Source organism: Streptomyces sp. NPDC001985 (assembly GCF_040296845.1).
GTDB lineage: Bacteria > Actinomycetota > Actinomycetes > Streptomycetales > Streptomycetaceae > Streptomyces.
Genome location: NZ_JBEOYB010000063.1, coordinates 26324 through 50256 on the forward strand (window position 1 = coordinate 26324; position 23933 = coordinate 50256).

The following is a 23933-nucleotide window of genomic DNA, read 5'->3' on the forward strand; positions in this document are numbered from 1 at the left end:
CCGGGCGTCCCGGGGATCTCGGCCCGCGACGCGGTGTGCGGTGCATATGGTCACCCACCCCTCTGTGGTCACATCAACAGCCTTGGAAGTTAGACCTGTTCGCCGGTTCCGCCAAGAGGTGGAGCCGGAAAAGAACGAACTTTGTCCTGAGTGTGGAAAAACGCTGGTCGCCCGGCTACCGTATGGCCGTTCCCGGGGGCTGAGCCCCGTCATCTCCCCGAGCGGAGTGGAGAGTCCGGCATGGGCGAGGGTCGTGGTCAGGGCATGGACAGACGGGGCTTCAGCCGCCGGCTGCTGGCCGGGGGAGCGGTGGCGGCGACGGGGACGACATCGTTGTCGCTCGCCACCGCCCCCGGGGCGCGGGGCGCTCCCGCCGCCGCCGGCGGCCTGAGGACCGCCCCGGCGGGCGGCCGGATACGCCATATGAAGCTCTACGCGGAGAAGCTCGCCGACGGCGGGATGGGGTACGGCCTGGAGAAGGGCAAGGCGTCCGTCCCCGGCCCGCTGATCGAACTGACCGAGGGCGACACCCTCCACATCGAGTTCGAGAACACCCTGGACGTGCCGGTCAGCCTGCATGTCCACGGCGTCGACTACGACATCGCCAACGACGGCACCCGGATGAGCCGCAGCCATGTGGAACCCGGCGCGACCCGTACGTACACCTGGCGCACCCACCTCCCCGGCCGCCGCGCGGACGGCACCTGGCGCGCCGGGAGCGCCGGCTACTGGCACTACCACGACCATGTCGTGGGCACGGACCACGGCACGGGCGGCATCCGCAAGGGCCTGTACGGTCCGGTGGTCGTCCGCCGCCAGGGCGATCCGCTCCCCGACCACCAGTGCACCATCGTCTTCAACGACATGACGATCAACAACAAGCCCGGCCACACGGGTCCCGACTTCCGGGTCACGGTCGGTGACCGTGTCGAGATCATCATGATCACGCACGGTGAGCTGTACCACACGTTCCATATCCATGGGCACCGCTGGGCGGACAACAGAACGGGCCTGCTCAGCGGCCCCGGCGATGTCAGCAGGGTCATCGACAACAAGATCACCGGCCCGGCGGACTCCTTCGGCTTCCAGATCATCGCGGGCGAGAACGCGGGCGCGGGCGCGTGGATGTACCACTGCCATGTCCAGAGCCACTCGGACATGGGGATGGCCGGGCTCCTCCTGGTGGCCAAGCCCGACGGCACGATCCCGGGGTACGAGCCGCACCGCGCCCGGGAGCACGCGCCCGGCGCACAGCCGCGCCCGGCCCCCAGGGATGCGGGCCCCGGGCATCGATAGCAGACTCGACAGGGAGACGAACGGGACCCCGCGAAGGAGCGCACCATGCTCACCACGCGTTATGTCACCGGCTCCCCGAACTGGCTCGATCTGGGGACACCGGATCTGGAGGCCGCGACCGATTTCTACGCCGGGATCTTCGGCTGGACCTTCGCGTCCGCCGGGCCGGAGGCGGGCGGCTACGGAATGTTCACGCTGGACGGCGGCACCGCGGCGGCGGGCATGACCGTCCCGCCGGAGCAGGGCCCGCCCGCCTGGAACATCTACTTCCAGTCGGCCGACGCCGCCGCCACGGCGGAAGCGGTGCGCCGGGCCGGCGGCACGGTGGTCGTCGAACCGATGGATGTCTTCGACCGGGGCCGCATGGCGGTCCTCGCGGACCGCGCGGGCGTCGGCTTCGGCATCTGGCAGCCGGCCCTGACCAAGGGCCTCGACGTGGTGAACGCCCCCGGCGCCCTGTGCTGGCTGGAGCTGTACACCCCGGACCCGGACGCCGATCTGGCCTTCTACACCGAGGTCTTCGGCTGGGAGACCACCGCCGTCCCCTACCCCGACGGCTCCGGCTCCTACACCATGACCCACCCGGCGGGCGAGTCCCCGGAGGCGATGTTCGCCGGCCTGGTCCCCCTCGCCGCCACCTCCTCCGGGACCACCCCCCACTGGCTCCCCTACTTCGCCGTCCAGAACTGCGACGCCACCGTCACCCGCGCCGGTTCCACCGGCGCCACGGTCATCACACCCCCTGTCGACCTCCAGGGCGTGGGCCGCTTCGCCCAGCTGTCGGACCCGTGGGGCGCGCGGTTCGCGGTGATGCAGGGGGAGGGGTGAGGGTGCGCGGGCGCGGGAGGGCGCGGTGCGCTCCAGCAGGGTGTTGATGGGTCATTGATCCGGCGTTTATCGGTGCGAGGGAGGGTGTCGGGTATGCCGACCAACACCACGACCACCACCGACGACGACCTCTCCTGGCAGGAGACGGCCCTGTGCGCCCAGACGGGCCCCGAGTTCTTCTTCCCGGCCCCGGGGTCCTCGACACGGGAGGCGAAGCGGCTGTGCGGGGCTTGTGAGGGGCGGGTGGAGTGCCTGGAGTACGCGCTGAGGCATGACGAGAAGTTCGGGGTGTGGGGTGGGATGTCGGAGCAGGAGCGTGATGTGCTGCGGAGGGGGCGCGGCTGACGTTTCTCAGAACCAGCGCCGCACGAATCGCCCCTCTCTCGCCAGACCCGCCCGCTCGGCCTGGGCGTCGGCGGGCGGTACCTGTGCCCCGCTCTCCCAGAGGGCCGTGCGCAGGGCCCTGACGGGACGGGCCCCGCCGACCGGGGAGAGGACGCCTCCCGCTGCGGGGTCGCCCGCGAACCAGATGGTGTCCAGCCGATCGCTCCGCCCGCGCCCGAGGCCGCGCCGGTACGGCGTGGTCCGGAGCAGGATCTCCTTCCCGGGCGCGACGGTGACGGCGATGGCGAAGCTCCGCCTCTGACGCCCCTGCGGGTAGCGACAGGGATAGGACCGCCACGCGTAGCACTGGAGAACGCGCGCGGTCCTGGGCGTGTGAATCAGGGCGAGAACTGAGACCAGCAGAGGGAAGGGGCTGGCCAGAAGCGCCACGGCGAGGAGCGGAATCGCTTCGTCAGGGAAGGCAGTGAGCTCTGCGGCCCAGATGAGCGCGGCCGGTACGCCGAGAGCCGCGGCGACGCCGAGCCTTCGTCCTGCCACGAGCCGGCGGTACCCCGCTGCCGTTGGCGCATGGGCGAAGGCCGGCTGCTCCCTGGTGGGCATTCCGCGACACATGACGGGTTACATCTCCGAGAGTCGGCTTCTGGGCCGTGGCCCAGTCGGTCGTGCGACGGGGTCGGTGAAGCGCAGAGTACGGCCGATCCCGAGCACGATCTCGGTGTACTCCTCCGAGAGATCAGTCGATGCGGTGGTGAGGTCGACGAGGATCACACGTGAACTGGCGGGGCGCCCGACCGCCAGCCGTGCCTGGAAGACACCATCGCTGCGGGCGGGGATTCTCGCGGGACCGATCTCCAGCGACGGAACCGGGAGAAGGCACGTCACCAGTGCCGCTGGTGCCTTGCACGGCAGGTCCACGAGGTCGCGCCGGAGAATGGCGCCCAGGGGATTCCGTACGAGATGAATCGCGCACTGCGCAGCGGCCAGGTTGCTTGTCATCAGGCTGGTGCAGATCTCCGACAGGGTCAGGACCGACATGGAGACCCTCTGAGCTCCTCCTGAGTGGAGGCCGAAGGCGAAGTGCATGGCTCCTTGTCCGCATAGATCTTCGAGTAGTCCGCTGAGCAATTCGGCTGCGCGCGTGTACTGGTCACGGACGTGGGAGGGAAGAGGCAGTGCCAGAACGTCATGTTTCATGCGCTCCTTCACCTCGCTCACGTCATCGTGGGGGAGGTCGACGAATCCCGGTGGCAGGCCGAACCAACAAGGCTCGCACCGGGATTCGGCAGAAGGAGCGGGTGGCATGTCGTTTGGTCCTATCTCGTCAGCTGGGCCCAGATGCGAGCCGCGTTGAGGCCGGCGCTCGGTGCGTCGGACGCGGCGATCCGGGCACCGTCAACGCCGGTCGCCGCGGTCTTGGCGCCGTCACTGTCCTCAGCCGGGGTGAGCCCGACTCCTGCGGTTACCACGGCACTGCCCGCGACGCCCGCCTGCAGGGGCACTTCCACGCGAGGGCTGGTTCTCCGGACCACCCAGTCCAGTACCGGCTTCGGTGCCTCGTTGATCTGGTGCATCGCCTCGGACGAGCCGGTCCCGAAGGCCCGTACGCCATTTCGAAGACTCACCGACGCCCCCTCGTCGGCCGCGATACCCGATCGGGTCGTGTTGACCATGCTCTTGGCTCCGTGCGCGACAGCCCCCACGCCGGGAAGTGTCCCCAGGGCGTCACCGCCGAGAGTCACCGCGCTGGACCAGAACTGACCATCGAACCTGCCCTGCCTGAGTCCGCCGCTGAGGGCGGCTCTGTGCTCCGGGTCGGAAGCGTGCGAGACGAGCGCGGCAAGGCTCAGCCCCGCGGCAGCGAAGAGCAGGGGTACGGCGACCGGGGCCGCGATGAAGACGGCGAAGAGCCCCAGGGAGGCCGACAACAGGCTCAAGGCGTCACCCAAGTTGTCGTCGACCCAGGTCAGAACCTTGTCCAGCACCCCCTCCTCCTCCCCTTCCACCCCCACCCCCGCCTCCTCCATCCCCTTCGCCACCCTCCCCGCCGCCGCCTCGTGCTCCCCCTCCAGTTCGCGCGCCAGCCTCCGCACCCCCTCCAGTTCCGCCAGGGCGTCCGCCACGGCGGATGAGGCGGTGCGGAGGTCGGCTTCCGGGGTGGTGGGGGTGGAGCGGAGGTGGTGTTCGTGGGTGCGGGCGCGGGTGAGGGACTGCTGGGCACGCCGGGCGCGGGTGTCGTACGCGCGGGCCGTGGACTGGAAGGCGAGCAGGTCGTCGTGCCAGCGGGAGAGTTCGCGGGCCGCCCGGGCGAGGGAGCGGTGGGCGTGGTCGAGGCGGCGGGGGAGGTCGCCGTCGAGGGCGGCGCGGAAGGCCTCGGCGGCCTCGCCCCGCCAGGAGGACGTCTCGGTGAGGAGGCGGGTCACCAGGCGGTGGGCGGTGGCGAGGGCCGTCGCGGAGGCGGTGAGCGAGGTGCGCAGCGCCGCGATGGCGGGCGGGCTGCCGGGGGCCGGGTCCCAGCCCAGGTGGGGGTGGTCAGCCATGGCCGGGCGCCGGGCGGAAGGAGTCCTCGACGGCCGTGTCGACCTCGGCGTAGCCGCGGTGGCTGAGCCGCACCCCGTCGTCGATCGACGCGATCCGGTCCCGTAACCGCTCCGCTCCGTGGGCCCAGCGCTCCTGGAAGCCGTCGCAGGCCCGGTCGAGACGGCCGGTGCCCAACTGGTCCGTCCGCGCCCGCCGGAGCGCGGAGCGCGCCTCGGCCAGCGATGACAGCGACCGCTCCAGGGCGCGCGCGAGGCGCCCCAGTTCCTCGGTGTCCACCTGGAGATCCATGGCAGCACACCCTGACAGATCATCAGCCCGGAGCCGCAACCGGCGTCACCCGGACGAGTGGTGGTTTATCCGGATGCCCTCCCGGACCATCGGTTATGAGGATCACCGGGAGAAACCCGGGGGCGGAGCACCATGGATCATCAGATCACCACCGACGAACTGGCCGCTTTCGAGCGGACCGTCCAGGCGGCTGGGCGAGGAGGTGGCCTCGTCCTTCGCGCGGGAGAGCCGCAACAGACGGCGCAGGGAGCTGCGGCGCCTGCGCCGGGACGCGGACGCCGGGGTGGTGGCGGGCACCGCCACCGGCGGGCTCGACCGCCGGGAGGACGCGCCGCTGCCCGCCGGGGCCGGGACACCCGGTGTCCTCGCGCGCCCCCGCCGCTGCTCTGTCCGCAAGGAGCTGTACCGGCACACGGACGGCTTCTGCCATCTGCTCTGCCCGGCCTGCGCCTCCGACAACACCGCGCGCCGAGGGCTGTCGACGGATCTGACGGGCCGCCGGGTCCTGCTCACCGGCGGGCGGGTGAAGATCGGCTTCCGGCTCGCCCTGATGATGCTGAGGGACGGCGCCGAGACCCTGGTCACCAGCCGCTTCCCGCAGGACACCCTCGCGCGTTTCCGGGCGGTCCCGGGCAGCGAGCGCCGGCTGGACCGGCTCACCGTCGTCGCCGTCGGTCTGCGTGATCCCCGGCAGGTGATCGGGGTGTGCGAGCGGCTGCGCGCGGCGGGCCGGCCGCTGGACATCCTCGTCAGCAACGCGGCGCAGACGATCCGCCGTCCGGCCGCCTCCTGTGCCCGGCCGGCGGCCGGTGAGCGCGGTGCGCTCCCGCCCGGTGTGCTCGCCGCGCCCGGCTACACCCCGATGGCCGCCGCCGACCGCGCCGACCGGGCGCTCGACCCCGTTCTGCGCGAGAGCGAGAGCGAGACGGCGCTGGAGCTGGAGCTGGAGCTGGAGCTGGAGCCGGAGCCCGAGCCGGACGAGGCCGGGCTGCTGCCCGATCCGTCCCCGGAGAACTCCTGGACCGCGACGCTCGGCTCGCTCGACCCCGCCGAGGTGCTGGAGGCGCAGCTCGTCAACGCCCTCGCGCCGGCCCTGCTCGCCGACCGGCTGCTCCCGCTGCTCCCGCTGCTGCCGGCGGCGCGGACCGCCCGCGCCGCTGCATCGTCAATGTTGTCGGCGGTCGAGGGCCTCTTCGCGGTGCGCAACAAGACCGACCGCCATCCGCACACCCCTATGGCGAAGGCCGCGCTCAATATGCTCACGCGCACGAGCGCGGCGCGGCTCGCCGCCCAGGGGGTCTGCATGTGCGGTGTGGACACCGGCTGGATCACCGATGAGAACCCGGCGCCGCGCAGGGCGTGGATCGCGGCGGCCGGGACCCGTGCCCCGCTCGATGTCGTCGACGGCGCGGCCCCGATCCACGATCCGATCGTGCGGGGCGAGGCCGGTTCCCCGGTCGCCGGGGTGGTGCTGAAGGACTACCGGGAGACCGGCTGGCGAGAAGGCGGGGTCAGCCCGCCGCCCGGGCCGCCATGCGGGCCTTGCGGGCCGCCAGCTTCTCGTCGAACTTGGCCGCCTCGGCGTCGAGGCCGTTCATGTACAGCCCCAGCTCCTCCTGGGCCTGGAGACCGTCGGGGCCGAGGCCGTCGATCTCCAGGACCTTCAGGAAGCGCAGCACCGGGGCGAGGACGTCGTCGTGGTGGATGCGCATGTTGTAGATCTCGCCGATCGCCATCTGCGCGGCGGCCCGCTCGAAGCCGGGGATGCCGTGGCCGGGCATGCGGAAGTCGACGACGACATCGCGCACGGACCGCATGGTGAGATCGGGGGCGATCTCGAAGGCCGCGCCCAGCAGGTTGCGGTAGAAGACCATGTGCAGATTCTCGTCGGTCGCGATCCGGGCCAGCATCCGGTCGCAGACGGGGTCGCCCGACTGGTGGCCGGTGTTGCGGTGCGAGACGCGGGTGGCCAGCTCCTGGAAGGCGACGTACGCCACCGAGTGCAGCATCGAGTGCCGGTTGTCGGACTCGAACCCCTCCGACATGTGCGACATCCGGAACTGCTCCAGCTTGTCCGGGTCGACGGCGCGCGAGGTCAGCAGGTAGTCGCGCATCACGATGCCGTGCCGGCCCTCCTCGGCGGTCCAGCGGTGCACCCAGGTGCCCCAGGCGCCGTCACGGCCGAAGAGGGACGCGATCTCATGGTGGTAGCTGGGCAGATTGTCCTCGGTCAGCAGATTGACGACGAGGGCGATACGGCCTATGTCGGTGACCTTGGACTGCTCCTGCTCCCAGGCCTGCCCGTCCTCGAAGAGGCCGGGGAAGTTGCGTCCGTCGCTGAACGGGACGTACTCGTGGGGCATCCAGTCCTTGGCGACCTTCAGATGCCGGTTGAGTTCCTTCTCCACGACCTCCTCCAGGGCGTGGAGCAGCCGGGCGTCGGTCCACGCGTCCGAGCTGCCCAGGTGGGGAGAGGTGATGGTCACGGATGCTCCTGGGGACGGGAGAGTTACCTACGGATTCGTAGGTTACGAAACCGTAGGTTAAGGGCGCTGTAAGCGCGCGACCAAGTCGACCCCCCTGCCCGGGGCGCGCCGGCTCCCTCCCGGCCGGTTACGTTCCGTTATGCACCGCAGGTCACGGGGGCGCGCGCCAGGGCGCGCGGGCCGAGGGCCCCGGGCACGGGCGCGTGCGGAGAGACAGGTCACACTCCCTCGCGGCCCCGCGGACCGCCCTCGCGCCCGGCCGTGTCCCGCCGCAGATACTCCGCGGTGAGCGACACCGGGTGGTCCAGCAGCTCCTTGGGAGTCCCCTCGAAGACCAGTTCGCCGCCGTTCCTGCCGCCGTCCGGACCCAGATCGACGATCCAGTCCGCGCGCTTGACCACCTCCAGGTTGTGCTCGACGCAGATCACCGTGTTCCCCGCGTCCACCATCCGGTCGAGCAGCGCGGTCAGCGTGTCCACATCGGCCATGTGCAGACCGGTGGTCGGCTCGTCCAGGACGTACACACTGCCCGTGCGGTGCAGCCGGGTCGCCAGCTTGAGCCGCTGCCGCTCCCCGCCCGAGAGGGTGCTCAGCGGCTGTCCGAGCGCCAGATATCCGAGGCCCACCTCGCCCAGCGCCGCCAGCTTCCTCGGCAGCGCCCGGTCCCGGTCCCGGGCCGGCGCGGTGGACCCGCCGCCGGCGGCCTCCGCGGCCCCGGCGAAGAACTCCACCGCCTCCGCCGCCGTCATGTCCAGGACATCGGCGATGGATCGGCCGCCGACCCGCAGGGCCAGCACCTCGTCCTGGAACCGCCGCCCCCCGCACACCGGGCAGATCCGGGTCACCGGGTCCATGAACGCCAGATCGGTGGTGATCGCGCCCCGCCCCGAGCACTCCCGGCACGCCCCCTCCGAGTTGAAGCTGAACAGCCCCGGCCGCACCCCGTTCACCCGCGCGAAGAGCCCCCGCAGGGTGTCCATCACCCCCAGGAAGGAGGCCGGGGTCGAGCGCACGGAGGCGGTGATCGCGCTCTGGTCGATCACCACCGCCTCCGGGTGCGCCGCCGTGAACACCTCCGACACCAGGGTCGACTTGCCGGAGCCGGCCACCCCGGTGACCACCGTGAGCACCCCCGCCGGGAAGCGCACATCGATCCCCTTCAGGTTGTGCAGCGCGGCGCCCGTCACCGGCAGCCACCCGGCGGGGGAGCGGAAGGACTCCTTCAGCGGGGTGCGGCGGCGCAGACAGCGGCCGGTGAGGGTGTCCGCGTCCCGCAGCGGACCCGGCGGACCCTCGTAGACGACCCGTCCGCCGCTCGCTCCCGCCCCCGGGCCCATGTCGACGACATGGTCGGCGACCGCGATCACATCCGGGTCGTGCTCCACCACCAGGACCGTGTTGCCCCGGTCCCGCAGCCGGGTCAGCAGCTCGCCCAGACGGCCCACGTCACGCGGGTGCAGCCCGGTGCTCGGCTCGTCGAAGACGAAGGTCAGCCCGGTCAGCGCGCTGCCGAGATGGCGGACCATCTTCAGCCGCTGGCCCTCCCCGCCCGAGAGGGTGGTCGTCTCCCGGTCCAGCGAGAGATAGCCCAGTCCGATGTCCACCAGCCGCTGGAGCCGGCTCCGCGCGGCGGCGGCGACCGGACCGGCCACCGGGTCGTCGATCCGGTCGAGGACCCGCACCAGATCGGCCACCTCCATCCGGCTGTAGTCGGCGATCCCCAGACCGTCGATCCGGGTGGCGAGCGCCGCCTCGTTCAGCCGGGCCCCGCCGCACGCCCCGCACGGCCGCTGCTCCACGAAACGGGCCGCGGCCTCCCGCCGCTTCTCCGAGAGGGTCGTGGTGTCGCGGTTGAGGAAGATCCGGGTGAACCGGTTGATGATCCCCTCGAACTGCATCTCCGCGGAGCCCGACTTCATCTCGATGCGCACCGCGAAACCCGACCCGTGGAGCAGTAGCCGCCACTCCTCGGGGGAGTACTCGCCGAGTGGTCTGTCGAGATCGAACAGGCCGGAGTTGGCGTACAGCTGCCACTCCCAGCCGCCCACGGTGAGCCCCGGCAGCAGCAGCGCCCCCTCGTTCAGCGACCGGGAGCGGTCCACCGCGCGCTCGGGGTCGACATGGAGGGTTCTGCCCACGCCGTCGCACTCCGGGCACATGCCCGAGGGGTCGTTGAAGGAGTACGCCGTCGCCTCGCCCGCGCTGGGGGTGCCATGGCGCGAGAACAGCACCCGGATCACCGAGTGGATGTCGGTCGCGGTGCCGACCGTGGAGCGCACATTCCCGCCCAGGGGCCGCTGGTCCACGACGATCGCCACCGACAGCTCGTCGATCTCGTCGGCCCGCGGGCGCTCGTACTTCGGCAGCCGGTTCCTGAGGAACGAGGTGAAGGTCTCATTGAGCTGTCGCTGCGACTCCACGGCGATGGTGTCGAAGACCAGGGACGACTTCCCCGACCCCGAGACTCCGGTGAAGACGGTGATCCGGTTCCTGGGCAGAGTGAGCGAGACGCCGCGGAGATTGTTCTCCCGTGCGCCGGTGATGACGATGTCGCGGTCCATGACACCGAAGCCAACCGGATAATCCCGACACCTTCTGTCGGGATTTCCGGCCGGCTTCGGCGGGGGACGGCGACCGGGCCGGTCAGGGCTGCTCCGCGGGGCGCTGGAGCAGGCCCTCCCGTACCTCCTCCACGGAGACGTCATGGAGCCCGCCGTCCAGCAGCAGCCAGCGGGTGATGCCGATGGACTCCAGGAACGGCACATCGTGGCTCGCCACGATCAGCGCCCCCTCGTACCCCTCCAGCGCCGCCGTGAGCCTGCGGACACTGGCCATGTCCAGATTGTTGGTCGGCTCGTCGAGCAGCAGCAGCCGGGGCGCGGGCTCCGCGAGCAGCTGCGCCGCCAGCGCCGCCCGGAAGCGCTCCCCGCCGGAGAGCGTCCCGGCCGGCTGGTCCGCCCGCGCGCCCTTGAAGAGGAACCGCGCGAGCTGCGCCCTGATCCGGTTGTTGGTCGCGGCGGGCGCGGCGCGGGCCACGTTCTCCACCACGCTCAGAGCGTCGTCGAGCACATCGAGCCGCTGCGGCAGAAAGCGCAGCGGGACCTGGGCCACCGCCTCGCCCGCGACCGGCGCCAGCTCCCCGGTGATCGTGCGGAGCAGGGTGGTCTTGCCCGCCCCGTTGCGGCCGACCAGGGCGATCCGCTCCGGGCCGTGCAGCTCGAAGAGCCCCTCGACCCGCGCTCCGTAGCGCAGTTCGAGGCCGTCGAGCCGCAGCACCCCCTGGCCCGGGTGGACCGTGGTGTGCGGCAGCTCGATCCGGATCTCGTCGTCGTCGCGGACCGCCGACACCGCCTCGCTGAGCCGCTCCTTCGCCTCGTTGAGCTTCTCGGTGTGCATGATGCGGTGCTTGCCCGCCGACTCCTGGGCCGCGCGCTTGCGCGCGTTCATCACGATCCTCGGTTCGCGCTTGCTGTCGTACATCTTCTGGCCGTACCGCTTGCGGCGGCCCAATGTGATCTGGGCGTCCTCCAGTTCGCGCTTCTGGCGCTGCATATCGGCCTCGGCGACGCGCACCATGCGTTCGGCGGCCTCCTGTTCGACGGCGAGCGCCTCCTCGTAGGCGGAGTGGTTCCCGCCGTACCAGGCCACCTCGCCCTGGCGCAGATCGGCGATCTGATCGACCAGCTCCAGCAGCTCGCGGTCGTGGCTGACCACGATCATGACGCCGGACCAGGAGGCGACGGCGTCGTACAGCCGCCGCCGGGCGTACCGGTCGAGATTGTTGGTCGGCTCGTCGAGCAGCAGCACATCCGGCCTGGCCAGCAGGAGCGCCGCGAGCCGCAGCAGTACGCCCTCGCCGCCCGAGACCTCGCCGATGGTGCGGTCGAGACCGATGTGGCCGAGGCCGAGCTGGTCGAGCGTGGCCCGGGCGCGCTCCTCCACATCCCAGTCGTCGCCGACGGCGGTGAAGTTCTCCTCGCTCGCGTCGCCCGCCTCGATGGCGTGCAGCGCGGCCCGGGTGGGGGCGATCCCCAGCACCTCGTCCACCCGCAGCGCGGTGTCGAGCACCAGGTTCTGCGGCAGCCAGCCGATCTCACCGGTGGTGCGGACGCTGCCGGACGCCGGGGTCAGCTCCCCGGCGATCAGTTTCAGCAGGGTGGACTTGCCACAGCCGTTGAGGCCGATGAGCCCGGTCCGGCCGGGGCCGACGGCGAGCTGGAAGCCGTCGAAGACCTCCGTGCCGTCGGGCCAGGAGAAGGAGAGGGAGGAGCAGAGCACATGGGTGGAAACAGTTGACACAGGGGTCTCCCGGTTGCGTGGAAGGGGTGGGGGCAACGGGTGGAGACACCGGGAAGGCGCACGACGCGGACGGGAGCGGACGGACGGGAGCGGGCAGGGCCCGGAGGCTCAGGAAGAGGGCTCTCCGCCACAAGGAACGGCTCGAACGCCGAGGTCGCACGCGAGAGCGCACACGCCGTGGACGGCGGTGGCACACGGTGTCCCGGACCTCAGACGAGCAACGTCCTTCTCCAATCGGCGGCAACAGAAGCACTTCCACCATAGAGAGCGGGCGCGGCGCCGGTCAACGCGATTGTCACGGCGGTGGTGCCGGCGGGGGTGCGGTGGGGATGCCGGCGGTGGTGCGTCGGAGGTACGGGGTACGGGGTACGGGGTGCGGGGTGCGAGCGGGCCCGGGGGCCGGAGGCGGGGGAGGGCCGGCTCAGCGGGCGTCGCGCAGCAGCTCGGCCAGTCCATGGTCGAGATCCAGCCCGATGTGCTCACCCCCGGCGGGCACCACACCCTGGGCGCGGCGGAGAAAGCGGCGCAGCTCGCTGGTGCGGACATGGACCACCGCCACCCCCTCCTCGGCGTGGAACTCCAGCACCGTGCGTCCATAGCCGTAGGGCCGCACCCGCACATCGCCGCTCCCGGCCGGCTCCTCGATGCCGTCGGCCAGCAGCTCCCGGCCGAAGGCCCAGGTCACATCGGTGCCCTCGGTCGTCGCCGGGCCGGGGAAGTCGATCCGTACCGCGAAGGGGTCGCCGCCGTCGTACCGGAGCGTCGCCGGAATGGTCTCCATCAGGGGAGCGGAGGCGACCATCCGGACCTCGACGGCCTGCTCGATGACGGTGGACACGACCGACTCCCTCTCCCTGGCCGACCCCCGGCCGGCTGCTCCCTGGCTGAAACATGCCCCTGATACCCCTGAGGACGCCTCGCGGGCGCGTCCCGTGCATCGGGCGGGTGCGTGAGGTGTGTCACCGGGGAGGGCCGGGGACGCCCTTCGCCGGCGCCGCGCCCTGGACGGGGCACGGCGGGTGGGCTAGCTTCCAGCGCCATGACGTCCATGGGGAAGACGAGACGCACGGTGGCGCTGGGGGTGTGCGCGGCGGCCGTCGCCGCCCTGCTCGCCGGACCGGCGCACGCCGCGGGACCGCGGCGCTCCGCCGCCGCGGACACGCAGGCGGAGACGGTCACCGCCGGCGGGGGACCGGGGTGGAGCCTCAAGGAGACGGGCACGGAGGCGCGTTTCCGGGGCCTCGCGGCCGTCAGCCGCACCACCGCCTGGGTGGCGGGCTCCCGGGGGACCGTGCTGCGCACCGACGACGCGGGCCGGGGCTGGCACGACGTCTCCCCGCCCGGCGCGGAGGGCCTGGAGTTCCGCGACATCGAGGCGTTCGACGGCCGCCGTGCCGTGGTGCTCGCCATCGGCGAGGGCGACGCGTCGCGGATCTACCGCACCACCGACGGCGGTGACACCTGGACCGAGTCGTTCCGCAACCCCGACCCCCGGGCCTTCTACGACTGTCTCACCTTCTTCGACCGCCACCACGGCCTCGCCATGAGCGACCCGGTGGACGGCGCGTACCGCATCCTCGCCACCCGCGACGGCGGCAGGTCCTGGAAGGCGCTGCCCAGCGCCGGGATGCCCGCCGCCCGGCCCGGCGATGCCGGGTTCGCGGCGAGCGGCCAGTGTCTGGTCTCCTCCGGGCCCCGGGACGTCTGGCTGGCGACCGGGGGCGGTGCCACCGCCCGCGTGTTCCACTCCGCCGACCGCGGGCTGAACTGGACCGCCGCCGAGTCGGCCGTCCCGGCGGGCGATCCGGCGCGCGGGGTCTTCGCCCTCGCCTTCCGCGACCGCGCCCACGGCATCGCCGTCGGCGGGGACTACCGGCCCGGGCAGCCCTCCCCGCACGCCGCGTCGGTCACCCGGGACGGCGGCCGCACCTGGCACCGCTCCTCCGCACCCCCGCCCGCCTACCGCTCCGGGGTCGCCTGGCTGCCGCACAGCACCCGCGCCGCGCTCGCCGTCGGCCCGACCGGCACCGACCTCACGGTGGACGGCGGCGGGAACTGGCGGACCGTCGACACCGGCTCGTACGACACCGTCGACTGCGCGGCGGGTCCCGGCGCGGGCTGCTGGGCCTCGGGCGAGAAGGGCAGGGTCGCGCGGCTGGAACCCGGGGCCTAGGGTCGTTCGCCGGGATCTCGCCGGGTTCGCGAGCCCTGGTGCCGCGCCTCGCCGCGCTGTCGTCCATGACCCATCGCCCCCTGTGCCCTGGCGGGCACGGGAGGGCCCCCACCGCGGTGGCTCGATCCCCCGCCTCGCGACGCACGGCACCGGACCCCGCTCACTGGTCCAGCCCGATCCAGACGCAGGGCCCTGGGGCGTCTCTCTCGGATCTCGCCGGGTTCGCTGTGCCCCGGCACCGCGCCTCGCCGCGCTGTCGTCCGTCGCCGGCGCCGCGCACGGGCCCCGTCCCCCGCCTCGCGATCCCTTGCACCGGACCCCGCTCACCGATCCGGCCCGGCCCGGCCCGGAAGAAACTCCCTAGGAGAGGGGCCGCTGACGGTACGGCGCGAGCGCCGGGGCGGTACGGGTCGCCGTGAACTCGGTGATCCGGTACGAGCAGACCCCGCCGATCGTGAACGGGTCGGCCGCCGCGATCTCCTCGATCCGCGCGCGGTCGTCCCCGACGGCCAGCACCACCCCGCCGTCCCGGGGGTTCTTGCGCCCCGACGCGATGAACACACCCTCCTCGTACAGCGCGTCCAGCCAGGCCAGATGCGCCTCCATCAGCGCGTCGGCGCGCTCGACGGGGGCGGTGTACGTCAACTCCAGTACGAACATGACCGCCAGGCTACGGCACCTCCGGCGGCGCCCCCGGGCCCCCGACCCCGGTCCGGGGCGATCCCGCGGGGCCCGCGACGACAGCGGCGGCGCCCGGCCCCGGCGGCCGATTCGCCCGCCCGCGTCCCGTACGGGGACGACCCCCGCCGTGCCGGGGCCCGATCCTCGGGGGCATCCGGACACGCCCTACGCTGACCCCACCATGACGATCATCGAAGTGCCCGCCGGCTGGCCGGCGGACGAGGCGGAGGCCCGCGCCGTCCAGGACGAACTGCGCGCCCGGGTGGTGCAGGACGAGCCGGGGCCCGCGCCCGGGACGGGGCTGGTGACGGGGGTGGACGTGGCCTACGACGACGACCGCGACCTCGTCGCCGCGGCGGCCGTCGTCCTCGACGCCCGCACGCTCACCGTCGTGGAGGAGGCCACCGCCGTCGGCAGGGTCGCCTTCCCCTACGTCCCCGGACTGCTGGCCTTCCGTGAACTCCCCGCCGTGCTCGGCGCCCTGCGGTCGCTCGCCTCGGACCCCGGTCTCGTGGTCTGCGACGGTTACGGCCGGGCCCACCCCCGCCGGTTCGGCCTCGCCTCCCACCTGGGCGTACTCACCGGGCTGCCCGCCATCGGCGTCGCCAAGAACCCCTTCCTCCTCCGCCACGGCCCGCTCGGCCCGCTCCGGGGCGACACCGCCGCCCTGCGCGCCGACGGCGACGGCGAGGAGCTGGGCCGGGCGCTGCGCACCCAGCCCGGGGTCAAGCCCGTCTATGTCTCGGCGGGCCACCGCACCACCCTCGACGGCGCCTGCGCCCACACCCTGCTGCTCACCCCGCGCTACCGCCTCCCCGAGACCACCCGCCGCGCCGACCGGCTCTGCCGCGAGGCCCTCGCGGCGGCCGTCACCTGAGCGCGCCCGGCCTGCCCCCCGGCGCCGGCCCTACCGCCGCGCGGCCACCCGGAAGCGGATTCCCGCCCTCTGGAGCCGCTCCAGCAGCGCGTCTCCCATCGCCGCCGCGGTAGTGAGCCGGCCCGAGGCGGGGGGCAGTTCGTCGAAGGCGAGGCAGAGCGCGGACTCGGCGAAGATCTTCGCGGTCTCGTCGTACCCCGGGTCACCGCCCGACACCTCGGTGAACACGGTCCGCCCCCCGCCCTCGCCGACGAAGCGCACGGTGAACCAGCTCTTCGCCCGGCGCTGCTCATCGGGGCCCTCGCCCGGCGCGCGCCGCGCCGAGAGCCGGCGCCGGGCGGCGGGCAGTTGGGCGAGGACGAAGAGCGCGCCCACCCCGAGGGCCCCGGCCACCGCCATGTGGAGCGACCGGAACGTGGCGTAGTGCCGATAGCGGAAGTCCGGGCCGTACCGTGGCAGCGACCGGCCCGACTGGGCGACGATCAGACCGTCGAGCACCGGCAGCGGCAGCGCCCAGGTGCCGGTCTCCCGGCTGCGGCGCGGGGCGCCCAGCGGGGACCTGGACCGACGCCCCATCAGCCGGGGCTCGTGCAGCCGCCGCTGCCGCGCCGCCCGCGCGGTCTGCGCGAACCGGCTCATCGCCAGCAGAGCGGAGGCGAAGGTCCCGCCGGAGAAGGTCCCGTTGGAGCTGACGAAACCGTCCACCGTCAGCGGCACCCCCTCCGGGAGCTCCCGGACCGTGAAGTACGCCCCCAGATCCGCCGGTACGCAGTCGAAGCCGCAGGAGTGGACCAGCCGCGCCCCCGTCTCACGGGCCCGCGCGTCGTGCCGGACGTACATCAGATCCACGAACTCGGGTTCACCGGTCAGATCCAGACAGTCGGTGCCGGACTCCGCGCAGGCGGCGACCAGGGGCTCGCCGTACCACATATAGGGACCCACCGTCGTGGCCACCACCGCGGCGGACGCGGCCAGCCGGCGCAGCGCCGGGGCATCGTCAGCCCGGGCCTCGATCAGCGGGAGGTCCGCGCAGTGCGGGTGCGCGGCGGCCAGTTCCTCGCGCAGCCGCTCCAGCTTCGGGAGGCTGCGGCCCGCGATGGCCCAGCGGCAGCCCTCGGGTGCGTGGGCCGCGAGATAGCGGGCGGTGAGCGTGCCCACGAACCCCGTCGCCCCGAAGAGCACGATGTCGTACGGGCGCTCCGCGCGACCGGTTCCGTCCTGGGTGTCCAATGGTTCCTCCGGCGTCCGCGCGGTGATCGGGGTGAGCCCGGGGGCTCCTCGTCCGATGTCCGACCTCTGACATCTGTGTCTGTGTGTGTATCTGTGTCTCTGCCTGCGTCTGCGTCCGTCTCTGTGCCTGCGTCATGCCGGCCCGCGTGCCCCGGCGCCGCACGTCCGTCGCGGCCTCCGGCGCGGGGGCGGGACCACGGCGGCGGGGCGATGCTCCGCCTCGCGACCTTCCCCTGGGCCCGGGGGCCCGGGGAGGCCCCAACCCTGGGCCTTGGGGCCCGGGGAGGCCCCAACCCCTGGGACCCGGGGAGGTCTTGTGCTCTCCGGTCCTTCGGCCCGGGAGGCCCCATGCTCCGGTCCTTCGATCCGGGAGGCCACCCCCGGCCCCACGTCCGGTACCGCGCCCCGCGAGGCCACACCCCGGTCCCTCGGTCCGCGAGACCCCATGCTCCCGTCCCGCGCCCCGCGAGGCCACACCCCGGTCCCTCGGCCCGGGAGGCCCCGCGTTCCCGTCCTGCGCCCCGCGACATCCCATCCCCAGGCCTCGCCGGTCCGGTCCGGTCGGGAGACCCTAGCGTGTCCCTCCGTCCCGGAAGAAGATGTGTTTCCCGCCGGTAACAACAGCGGGTTTCCGCCGTGGTGGCGGAGGGCGGCCCCGGGGGCGGGTGAATACCCCAGCCCGGCCGGACCGGCCCCTTGCCCGTGGTGGAACACGTTCTTACCATCGCTGGTGTTACATCACTTGTGTCACATCACCGCTGGGGGCCCGATGACCACGAACGCCACGGAACCGACCACGAACGGCCCTCTCACAGGAGTCCGTGTCGTCGAGCTCGCCGGCATCGGCCCCGGCCCCTTCGCCGCCATGGTCCTGGCCGACCTCGGCGCCGATGTCGTCCGCGTCGACCGGCCCGGCGGGCCGGGGCTCGGCATCGACCCGGCCCACGACCTCACCAACCGGAACAAGCGCTCCGTACTGATCGATCTGAAGGCCGGCGACGGGCCCTCGCATGTACTCGACCTGGCCGAGCGCGCCGACATCCTGATCGAGGGATACCGCCCCGGAGTCGCCGAGCGCCTCGGTGTCGGGCCGGACGACTGCCTCGCCCGCAACCCCCGGCTGGTGTACGGACGGATGACCGGCTGGGGCCAGGACGGGCCGCTGGCCGAGCGGGCCGGCCATGACATCGCGTACACCGCCGTCACCGGCACCCTCGGCATGATCGGACGTTCCGACGAACCGCCGGCCGTCCCCGCCAATCTCCTCGGCGACTACGCGGGCGGCTCGCTCTATCTCGTCATCGGCGTTCTGGCGGCGCTCCAGCACGCCCGCTCCGACGGCGGGAGGGGCCAGGTCGTCGACGCGGCCATCGTCGACGGCGCGGCCCATCTCGCCACCATGATCCACGGAATGATGGCGGCCGGCGGCTGGCAGGACCGGCGCGGCGCCAACCTCCTCGACGGGGGCTGCCCCTTCTACGGCTGTTACGAGACCTCCGACGGCGGGTACATGGCCGTGGGAGCACTGGAACAGCGGTTCTACGACGAGTTCAGCCGGCTTCTCGGCATCGCCGACCGGGCCCCGGCCCGCAAGGACTTCGCCCGCTGGGACGAGCTGCGGGCCACCGTCGCCGAGGCGTTCGCGACCCGTACCCGCGCCGAGTGGACCGCCGTCTTCGAAGGGTCGGACGCGTGTGTGGCACCCGTGCTGTCGCTGCGCGAGGCCCCCGGCCATCCGCACCTCGCCGCCCGGGGCACCTTCACCGAGCACGGCGGGGTGGTCCAGCCCGCCCCGGCGCCCCGGTTCTCCGCCACCCCCGCCGCCGTCCGCTCCGGTCCGGCCCTGCCCGGCGCGCACACCGCCGAGGTGGCGCGCGACTGGGGCCTCCCGGGCGGCGGCGGCCTTCCGCGCGCCGGGGGCCCGGGCGCCGGATAAGGAGCACGACAAGGGCCGTTCCCCCCACCTCCGCCCGCCGCCCCGACGCTTCGCCGACCCGCCGGTCCGGCCCGACCCATCACGGCTCCCCACCCCCGAAAGGCTGCTGACGTGAGCACCGAAGCGTATGTGTACGACGCCATCCGCACCCCGCGCGGGCGCGGCAGGGCCACTGGCGCCCTGCACGGCACCAAACCGATCGATCTCGTCGTCGGTCTGATCCATGAACTGCGCAACCGCTTCCCCGGCCTCGACCCGTCCGCCATCGACGACATCGTGCTCGGGGTCGTGGGCCCGGTCGGCGACCAGGGTTCCGACATCGCCCGGATCGCGGCCATCGCCGCCGGTCTCCCCGACACCGTCGCCGGCGTCCAGGAGAACCGCTTCTGCGCCTCCGGTCTCGAAGCCGTCAACATGGCCGCCATGAAGGTCCGCTCAGGCTGGGAGGACCTGGTGCTGGCCGGCGGGGTGGAGTCCATGTCCCGGGTGCCCATGGCCTCCGACGGCGGCGCCTGGTTCGCCGACCCGATGACCAACTTCTCCGTCGGCTTCGTCCCCCAGGGCATCGGCGCCGACCTCATCGCCACCATCGAGGGCTTCACCCGCCGCGATGTCGACGAGTACGCCGCCCTCTCCCAGGAACGGGCCGCCGCCGCGTGGAACGAGGGCCGGTTCAAACGCTCCCTCGTCCCCGTCCGCGACCGCAACGGTCTGACCGTGCTCGACCACGACGAGCATGTGCGCCCCGGCACCACCGCCGACACCCTCGCCGCCCTCAAGCCCTCCTTCGCGGACATCGGCGACCTCGGCGGCTTCGACGCCGTGGCACTCCAGAAGTACCACTGGGTCGAGCGGATCGACCATGTCCACCACGCGGGCAACTCCTCCGGCATCGTCGACGGCGCCGCGCTCGTGGCCGTCGGCTCGAAGGAGACCGGGGAGCGGTACGGGCTCACGCCCCGCGCCCGGATCGTCTCCGCGGCCGTCTCCGGCTCCGAGCCGACCATCATGCTCACCGGGCCCGCGCCCGCGACCCGCAAGGCGCTCGCCCGGGCCGGTCTCGGCATCGGCGACATCGACCTCATCGAGATCAACGAGGCTTTCGCGGGGGTGGTGCTCCGCTTCGCCCGAGAACTGGACGTTCCGCTGGACATCGTCAATGTCAACGGTGGCGCCATCGCCATGGGGCACCCGCTGGGCGCCACCGGTGCGATGATCCTGGGCACGCTCGTCGACGAACTGGAGCGGCAGGACAAGCGGTACGGTCTCGCCACGCTCTGCGTCGGGGGCGGCATGGGGATCGCGACGGTGATCGAGCGCGTCCAGTAGCAGACCCGAGGCCCTGACCCCAGACTTCCCGGAGAACCTCACCATGAGCGCGAGCACGGACCCCACGGCGAGCACGGACCCCACGGCGAGCACGGACCCCACGGCGAGCACGGACCCCGCGTCGGCCACAGACCCCGCGTCGGCCACGGACCCCGCGTCGGCCACAGAACCCGGCCCCGCCCCCGACACTCCCGCGAGCCCCGCCATCCGCTGGGAGCGCGAGGACACGAGCGGGATCGTCACCCTCGTCCTGGACGACCCCCACCAGTCCGCCAACACCATGAACCAGGCGTTCCGCGACTCCGTCGCCGCCGTCGCCGACCGCGCGGAGGCCGAGAGGGACTCCATCCGGGGCATCGTCGTCACCTCCGCCAAGGAGACCTTCTTCGCGGGCGGCGACCTCAAGGACATGATCGGACTCGGCCCCGGGGACGCCCAGCGGGCCTTCGACGCCTCCATGGCCGTCAAGGACGCCCTGCGCCGCATCGAGACCCTCGGCGTACCGGTCGTCGCCGCGATCAACGGCAGCGCGCTGGGCGGCGGTTACGAGATCGCCCTCGCCTGCCACCACCGCGTCGCCCTCGACGCGCCCGGCTCCCGGCTCGGCCTCCCCGAGGTCACCCTCGGGCTGCTGCCCGCGGGCGGCGGTGTGGTCCGCTCCGTACGGCTGCTCGGCATCACCGACGCGCTGCTCAAGCTGCTGCTCCAGGGCACCCGGTACACCCCCCGGCGGGCCCTGGAGCACGGCCTGGTCCACGAGGTGGCCGCCACCCGTGAGGAGATGCTGGCGAAGGCGCGCGCGTTCATCGCGGCGCACCCCGAGTCCCGGCAGCCCTGGGACACCCCCGGCTACCGCGTCCCCGGCGGCACCCCGGCCAGCCCCCGGTTCGCCGCCGACCTCCCCGCCTTCCCGGCGAATCTGAAGAAGCAGACCGCCGGGGCGCCCTACCCCGCGCCGCGCAACATCCTCGCCGCCGCCGTCGAGGGCTCCCAGGTCGACTTCGCCACCGCGCAGACCATCGAGGCCCGGTACTTCACCGAACTGGTCACCGGACAGACCGCCAAGAACATGATCCAGGCATTCTTCTTCGACCTCCGGGCCGTGAACTCCGGCGCGGGCCGCCCGGCCGGCGTCGCACCGCGCCCGGTGCGCAGGGCCGCCGTCCTGGGCGCCGGGACGATGGGCGCGGGCATCGCCCACGCGCTGGCCCGCGCCGGGATCGAGGTCGTGCTCAAGGACACGTCCGCCGAGGCGGCCGAGCGCGGCCGGGACCACGCCCGCCGGCTGCTGGAGAAGGCCGTCGCCCGGGGCCGCGCCACCGGGGCCGAGCGGGACGCGCTGCTCGCGCGGATCACCCCGGCCGCCGGCCCCGCCGGCCTCGCCGGCTGCGACACGGTGATCGAGGCGGTCTTCGAGGACACCGCGCTCAAGCACAAGGTCTTCCAGGAGATCCAGGGAATCGTCGAGCCGGACGCGCTGCTCTGCTCCAACACCTCCACTCTCCCGATCGCGCTGCTCGCCGACGGGGTCGCCCGGCCCGCCGACTTCATCGGTCTGCACTTCTTCTCGCCCGTCGACCGCATGCCGCTGGTCGAGATCGTCAGGGGCCCGCGCACCGGGGACGCGGCCCTGGCGCGCGCCTTCGACCTGGTGCGGCTGATCGGCAAGACCCCGATCGTGGTCAACGACGCGCGCGGCTTCTTCACCTCGCGGGTCATCGGCCGGTTCATCAACGAGGGCGTGGCGATGGTCGGCGAGGGCATCGACCCCGCCTCCGTCGAGCAGGCCGCGGCCCAGGCCGGCTACCCGGCCAGGGTGCTCGCGCTGATGGACGAGCTGACCTTCACGCTGGCGCGCGGAATCCGCGAGGAGACCCGGCGCGCGGCCGAGGAGGACGGCGGCACCTGGACCGCCCACCCCGCCGACGCGGTCATCGACCGCATGGTGGACGAGTTCGGGCGCACCGGGCGCGGCGGCGGCGCGGGGTTCTACGACTACGACGACGGCGGCGGCCGGACCGGGCTGTGGCCGGGGCTGCGCTCCCACTTCACACGGTCCGACGCGGCGGTCCCGTTCGTCGACCTCCAGGAGCGGATGCTCTTCTCCGAGGCGCTGGACAGTGTGCGATGTCTGGAGGAGGGGGTGCTGACCTCGGTGGCCGACGCCAATATCGGCTCGATCCTGGGGATCGGCTTCCCGGGGTGGACCGGCGGGGTGCTCCAGTACATCAACGGGTACGAGGGCGGTCCCCCCGGCTTCACCGCGCGGGCGCGGGAGCTGGCCGAGCGGTACGGGGAGCGGTTCGACCCTCCGGCGCTGCTGGTGGAGAAGGCGGCGCGCGGGGAGCGGTTCGAGGACGGGGAGCACTGATCGCGGGGGCCGTACCGGTCGAGGGGCCGATCGGCCGGGGCCGGGCGGGCGCGGGGGGCCGCCCTCGCGGGGCCGGTCCGCCGGGGCGGTGCCCGGCGGACCCGTCAGCCCGGCTCCTCGGCCGCCGGGCCGAAGGCCCCGCGCAACTCCTCCCGCAGCGACCACTGGAACGCGGTGACCAGCGCCTGCACCACCACCGGCCGTATCGGGGCCGAACCGCTCCCCGGACCGGACTCCCGCTCCCGGTACGGGTTCCACACCTCGTCCCGGAAGAGCCGGGTCAGCTCCCGGGCGGCGGCGCGGGTGTGCTCCGCCAGCACCGCGCGGGCCGCCAGGATCGTCTCGTGCGCCAGGGGAACCTCCAGCAACTGCACCCCCAGCCGCAGCAGTCCCGGATCGACCCGGTAGCGCTCCGGCTCACCGGAGCGCCGCAGGGCGCCCATCGCCGCGAGCCGGTCGATGTCCTCCTCGTCCAGCGGCCGGCCCGCCCGGCGCTCCAGTTCGGCGCGGCAGGTCTCCTCGGCGGGGTCCGGGGCCCAGGCGGCGACCAGACCGCGGTGGATGGCGAGATCGTGGGCGTCGAGGTCCCCGGGGAGCCGCTCCAGATAGCGTTCGATGGCGGCGAGCGTCATGCCCTGGCGCTGAAGCTCCTCGATCAGCGCCAGCCGGGACAGATGCCCCGGCCCGTAGCGGCCGACCCGGCGCGGCCCGATCACCGGCGGCGGCAGCAGCCCCCGGGTGCCGTAGAAGCGCACGGTCCGCACGGTCACCCCGGCGCGCGCGGCCAGCTCGTCGATGGTGAGGGTCGGCTCCTCGGCCTCGGTCGCCATCCCTGCGCCTCGCTTTCCCCGGCCGGTCACGGATCGCCGTGCGGTGCAACAGTATTGCTGTCGCACCGCCACTGTGAAAGCCGTCCGGTGGCGTCCGTGCTCGTCCTGGCGCTCGCCGCGAGTCCGCTGCCGGCGCGCGCCGCACTGCGCGGGGGCGGTTGAGCGGTCGCCGGTCCGGCCGTGCGGGGCCGTGTGGCCGGAGGCTGTTCCCGACCCCGCCGGAGCTGTCTCCCGGAGCCCGGGGGAACCCGGCCGCGCCGGTGTCGAGGCACGGGGGCCCGGGGGCTCGTCCCCGACCATGGCCCGCGCGGTGCGGGTGCTCTGTGGCGCGCCGAGATGCTGGTGGACCGGGGGGTGGCGGGGATCATCTTCGTCTCCGGTCTGCACGCGGACACCACCGCCGATATGCAGCGCTATGAGCAGCTC

The 23933-nt window shown here is 73.2% G+C and carries 21 protein-coding genes and 1 pseudogene; 9 read left to right on the plus strand and 13 right to left on the minus strand.

The features are described from left to right. The first annotated feature begins 264 nt into the window (after positions 1-264). The 3 genes from ABT122_RS25350 (at position 265) to ABT122_RS25360 (ending at position 2469) form a co-directional block, all read left to right on the plus strand. Entirely contained in the window at positions 265-1296 is a 1032-nt protein-coding gene (locus tag ABT122_RS25350; RefSeq protein WP_351556656.1) for a multicopper oxidase domain-containing protein, read from the plus strand. A 45-nt stretch (positions 1297-1341) separates the two neighbouring features. Beyond that, positions 1342-2124, plus strand: coding sequence for a VOC family protein (locus tag ABT122_RS25355; RefSeq protein ID WP_351556601.1), 783 nt, complete (start codon positions 1342-1344; stop codon positions 2122-2124). Between the two features lie 93 nt (positions 2125-2217). After that, entirely contained in the window at positions 2218-2469 is a 252-nt protein-coding gene (locus ABT122_RS25360; RefSeq protein ID WP_351556604.1) for a WhiB family transcriptional regulator, read from the plus strand. Positions 2470-2475: 6 nt separating this feature from the next. Here ABT122_RS25360 and ABT122_RS25365 read toward each other — a convergent pair whose 3' ends face one another. From ABT122_RS25365 to ABT122_RS33660, 5 genes are all read right to left on the minus strand, one after another. Continuing rightward, on the minus strand, positions 2476-3006 hold the full coding sequence (locus ABT122_RS25365; protein ID WP_351556607.1) for a hypothetical protein: 531 nt from the start codon (positions 3004-3006) through the stop codon (positions 2476-2478). A gap of 81 nt (positions 3007-3087) precedes the next feature. After that, positions 3088-3504 carry a hypothetical protein gene (locus ABT122_RS25370; RefSeq protein ID WP_351556610.1) on the minus strand — a complete coding sequence of 139 codons (417 nt, stop codon included), beginning with the start codon at positions 3502-3504 and terminating at the stop codon, positions 3088-3090. 278 nt (positions 3505-3782) lie between these two features. Next, complete coding sequence (locus ABT122_RS25375) at positions 3783-5006, minus strand: hypothetical protein (protein ID WP_351556613.1); 1224 nt, start codon at positions 5004-5006, stop codon at positions 3783-3785. Then, entirely contained in the window at positions 4999-5295 is a 297-nt protein-coding gene (locus tag ABT122_RS25380) for a DUF6317 family protein (RefSeq protein ID WP_351556616.1), read from the minus strand. Before ABT122_RS25380 ends, ABT122_RS25375 begins: the two co-directional genes overlap by 8 nt. Positions 5296-5397: 102 nt before the next feature. Beyond that, on the minus strand, positions 5398-5880 hold the full coding sequence (locus ABT122_RS33660; RefSeq protein ID WP_502976202.1) for a hypothetical protein: 483 nt from the start codon (positions 5878-5880) through the stop codon (positions 5398-5400). Between ABT122_RS33660 and ABT122_RS33665 the strand changes: the two are divergent. Continuing rightward, positions 5849-6025: pseudogene (locus tag ABT122_RS33665) on the plus strand (short-chain dehydrogenase); the annotation flags it as partial. The gene ABT122_RS33660 and the pseudogene ABT122_RS33665 sit on opposite strands and share 32 nt — an antisense overlap. Before the next feature lie 122 nt (positions 6026-6147). On the opposite strand, the gene ABT122_RS33670 reads toward ABT122_RS33665, so the two are convergent. The 5 genes from ABT122_RS33670 to ssgD form a co-directional block, all read right to left on the minus strand. Beyond that, entirely contained in the window at positions 6148-6558 is a 411-nt protein-coding gene (locus ABT122_RS33670) for a hypothetical protein (RefSeq protein ID WP_502976203.1), read from the minus strand. Positions 6559-6806: 248 nt separating this feature from the next. Continuing rightward, positions 6807-7781: an acyl-ACP desaturase gene (locus tag ABT122_RS25390; RefSeq protein WP_351556619.1), complete on the minus strand. Its 975-nt coding sequence runs from the start codon at positions 7779-7781 to the stop codon at positions 6807-6809. A 218-nt stretch (positions 7782-7999) separates the two neighbouring features. Next, entirely contained in the window at positions 8000-10342 is a 2343-nt protein-coding gene (locus ABT122_RS25395) for an ATP-binding cassette domain-containing protein (protein WP_351556622.1), read from the minus strand. Positions 10343-10424: 82 nt separating this feature from the next. Continuing rightward, positions 10425-12080, minus strand: a complete 1656-nt coding sequence (locus ABT122_RS25400) for an ABC-F family ATP-binding cassette domain-containing protein (RefSeq protein ID WP_351556625.1) — start codon at positions 12078-12080, stop codon at positions 10425-10427. A 421-nt stretch (positions 12081-12501) separates the two neighbouring features. Further along, complete coding sequence (ssgD, locus tag ABT122_RS25405; RefSeq protein WP_351556628.1) at positions 12502-12918, minus strand: spore wall synthesis regulator SsgD; 417 nt, start codon at positions 12916-12918, stop codon at positions 12502-12504. 201 nt (positions 12919-13119) lie between these two features. Here ssgD and ABT122_RS25410 point away from each other — a divergent pair, with 201 nt between their 5' ends. Continuing rightward, entirely contained in the window at positions 13120-14253 is a 1134-nt protein-coding gene (locus ABT122_RS25410) for a WD40/YVTN/BNR-like repeat-containing protein (protein WP_351556631.1), read from the plus strand. Positions 14254-14613: 360 nt separating this feature from the next. Here ABT122_RS25410 and ABT122_RS25415 read toward each other — a convergent pair whose 3' ends face one another. Beyond that, positions 14614-14913, minus strand: a complete 300-nt coding sequence (locus ABT122_RS25415) for a YciI family protein (RefSeq protein ID WP_351556634.1) — start codon at positions 14911-14913, stop codon at positions 14614-14616. Between the two features lie 202 nt (positions 14914-15115). Here ABT122_RS25415 and ABT122_RS25420 point away from each other — a divergent pair, with 202 nt between their 5' ends. After that, on the plus strand, positions 15116-15811 hold the full coding sequence (locus ABT122_RS25420) for an endonuclease V (RefSeq protein WP_351556636.1): 696 nt from the start codon (positions 15116-15118) through the stop codon (positions 15809-15811). A 30-nt stretch (positions 15812-15841) separates the two neighbouring features. Here ABT122_RS25420 and ABT122_RS25425 read toward each other — a convergent pair whose 3' ends face one another. Next, the gene (locus ABT122_RS25425; protein ID WP_351556638.1) at positions 15842-17041 is read right to left on the minus strand and encodes a saccharopine dehydrogenase family protein; all 1200 of its coding nucleotides are present in this window, start codon (positions 17039-17041) and stop codon (positions 15842-15844) included. 769 nt (positions 17042-17810) lie between these two features. Between ABT122_RS25425 and ABT122_RS25430 the strand changes: the two genes are divergently transcribed. The 3 genes from ABT122_RS25430 (at position 17811) to ABT122_RS25440 (ending at position 22677) form a co-directional block, all read left to right on the plus strand. Continuing rightward, positions 17811-18977 carry a CaiB/BaiF CoA transferase family protein gene (locus tag ABT122_RS25430; RefSeq protein ID WP_351556642.1) on the plus strand — a complete coding sequence of 389 codons (1167 nt, stop codon included), beginning with the start codon at positions 17811-17813 and terminating at the stop codon, positions 18975-18977. Positions 18978-19088: 111 nt separating this feature from the next. Further along, entirely contained in the window at positions 19089-20306 is a 1218-nt protein-coding gene (locus ABT122_RS25435; protein ID WP_351556645.1) for an acetyl-CoA C-acetyltransferase, read from the plus strand. A gap of 43 nt (positions 20307-20349) precedes the next feature. Continuing rightward, entirely contained in the window at positions 20350-22677 is a 2328-nt protein-coding gene (locus ABT122_RS25440; protein ID WP_351556648.1) for a 3-hydroxyacyl-CoA dehydrogenase NAD-binding domain-containing protein, read from the plus strand. Between the two features lie 104 nt (positions 22678-22781). On the opposite strand, the gene ABT122_RS25445 is transcribed toward ABT122_RS25440, so the two are convergent. Next, positions 22782-23507, minus strand: a complete 726-nt coding sequence (locus tag ABT122_RS25445; RefSeq protein WP_351556651.1) for a MerR family transcriptional regulator — start codon at positions 23505-23507, stop codon at positions 22782-22784. Positions 23508-23933 lie beyond the last annotated feature (426 nt).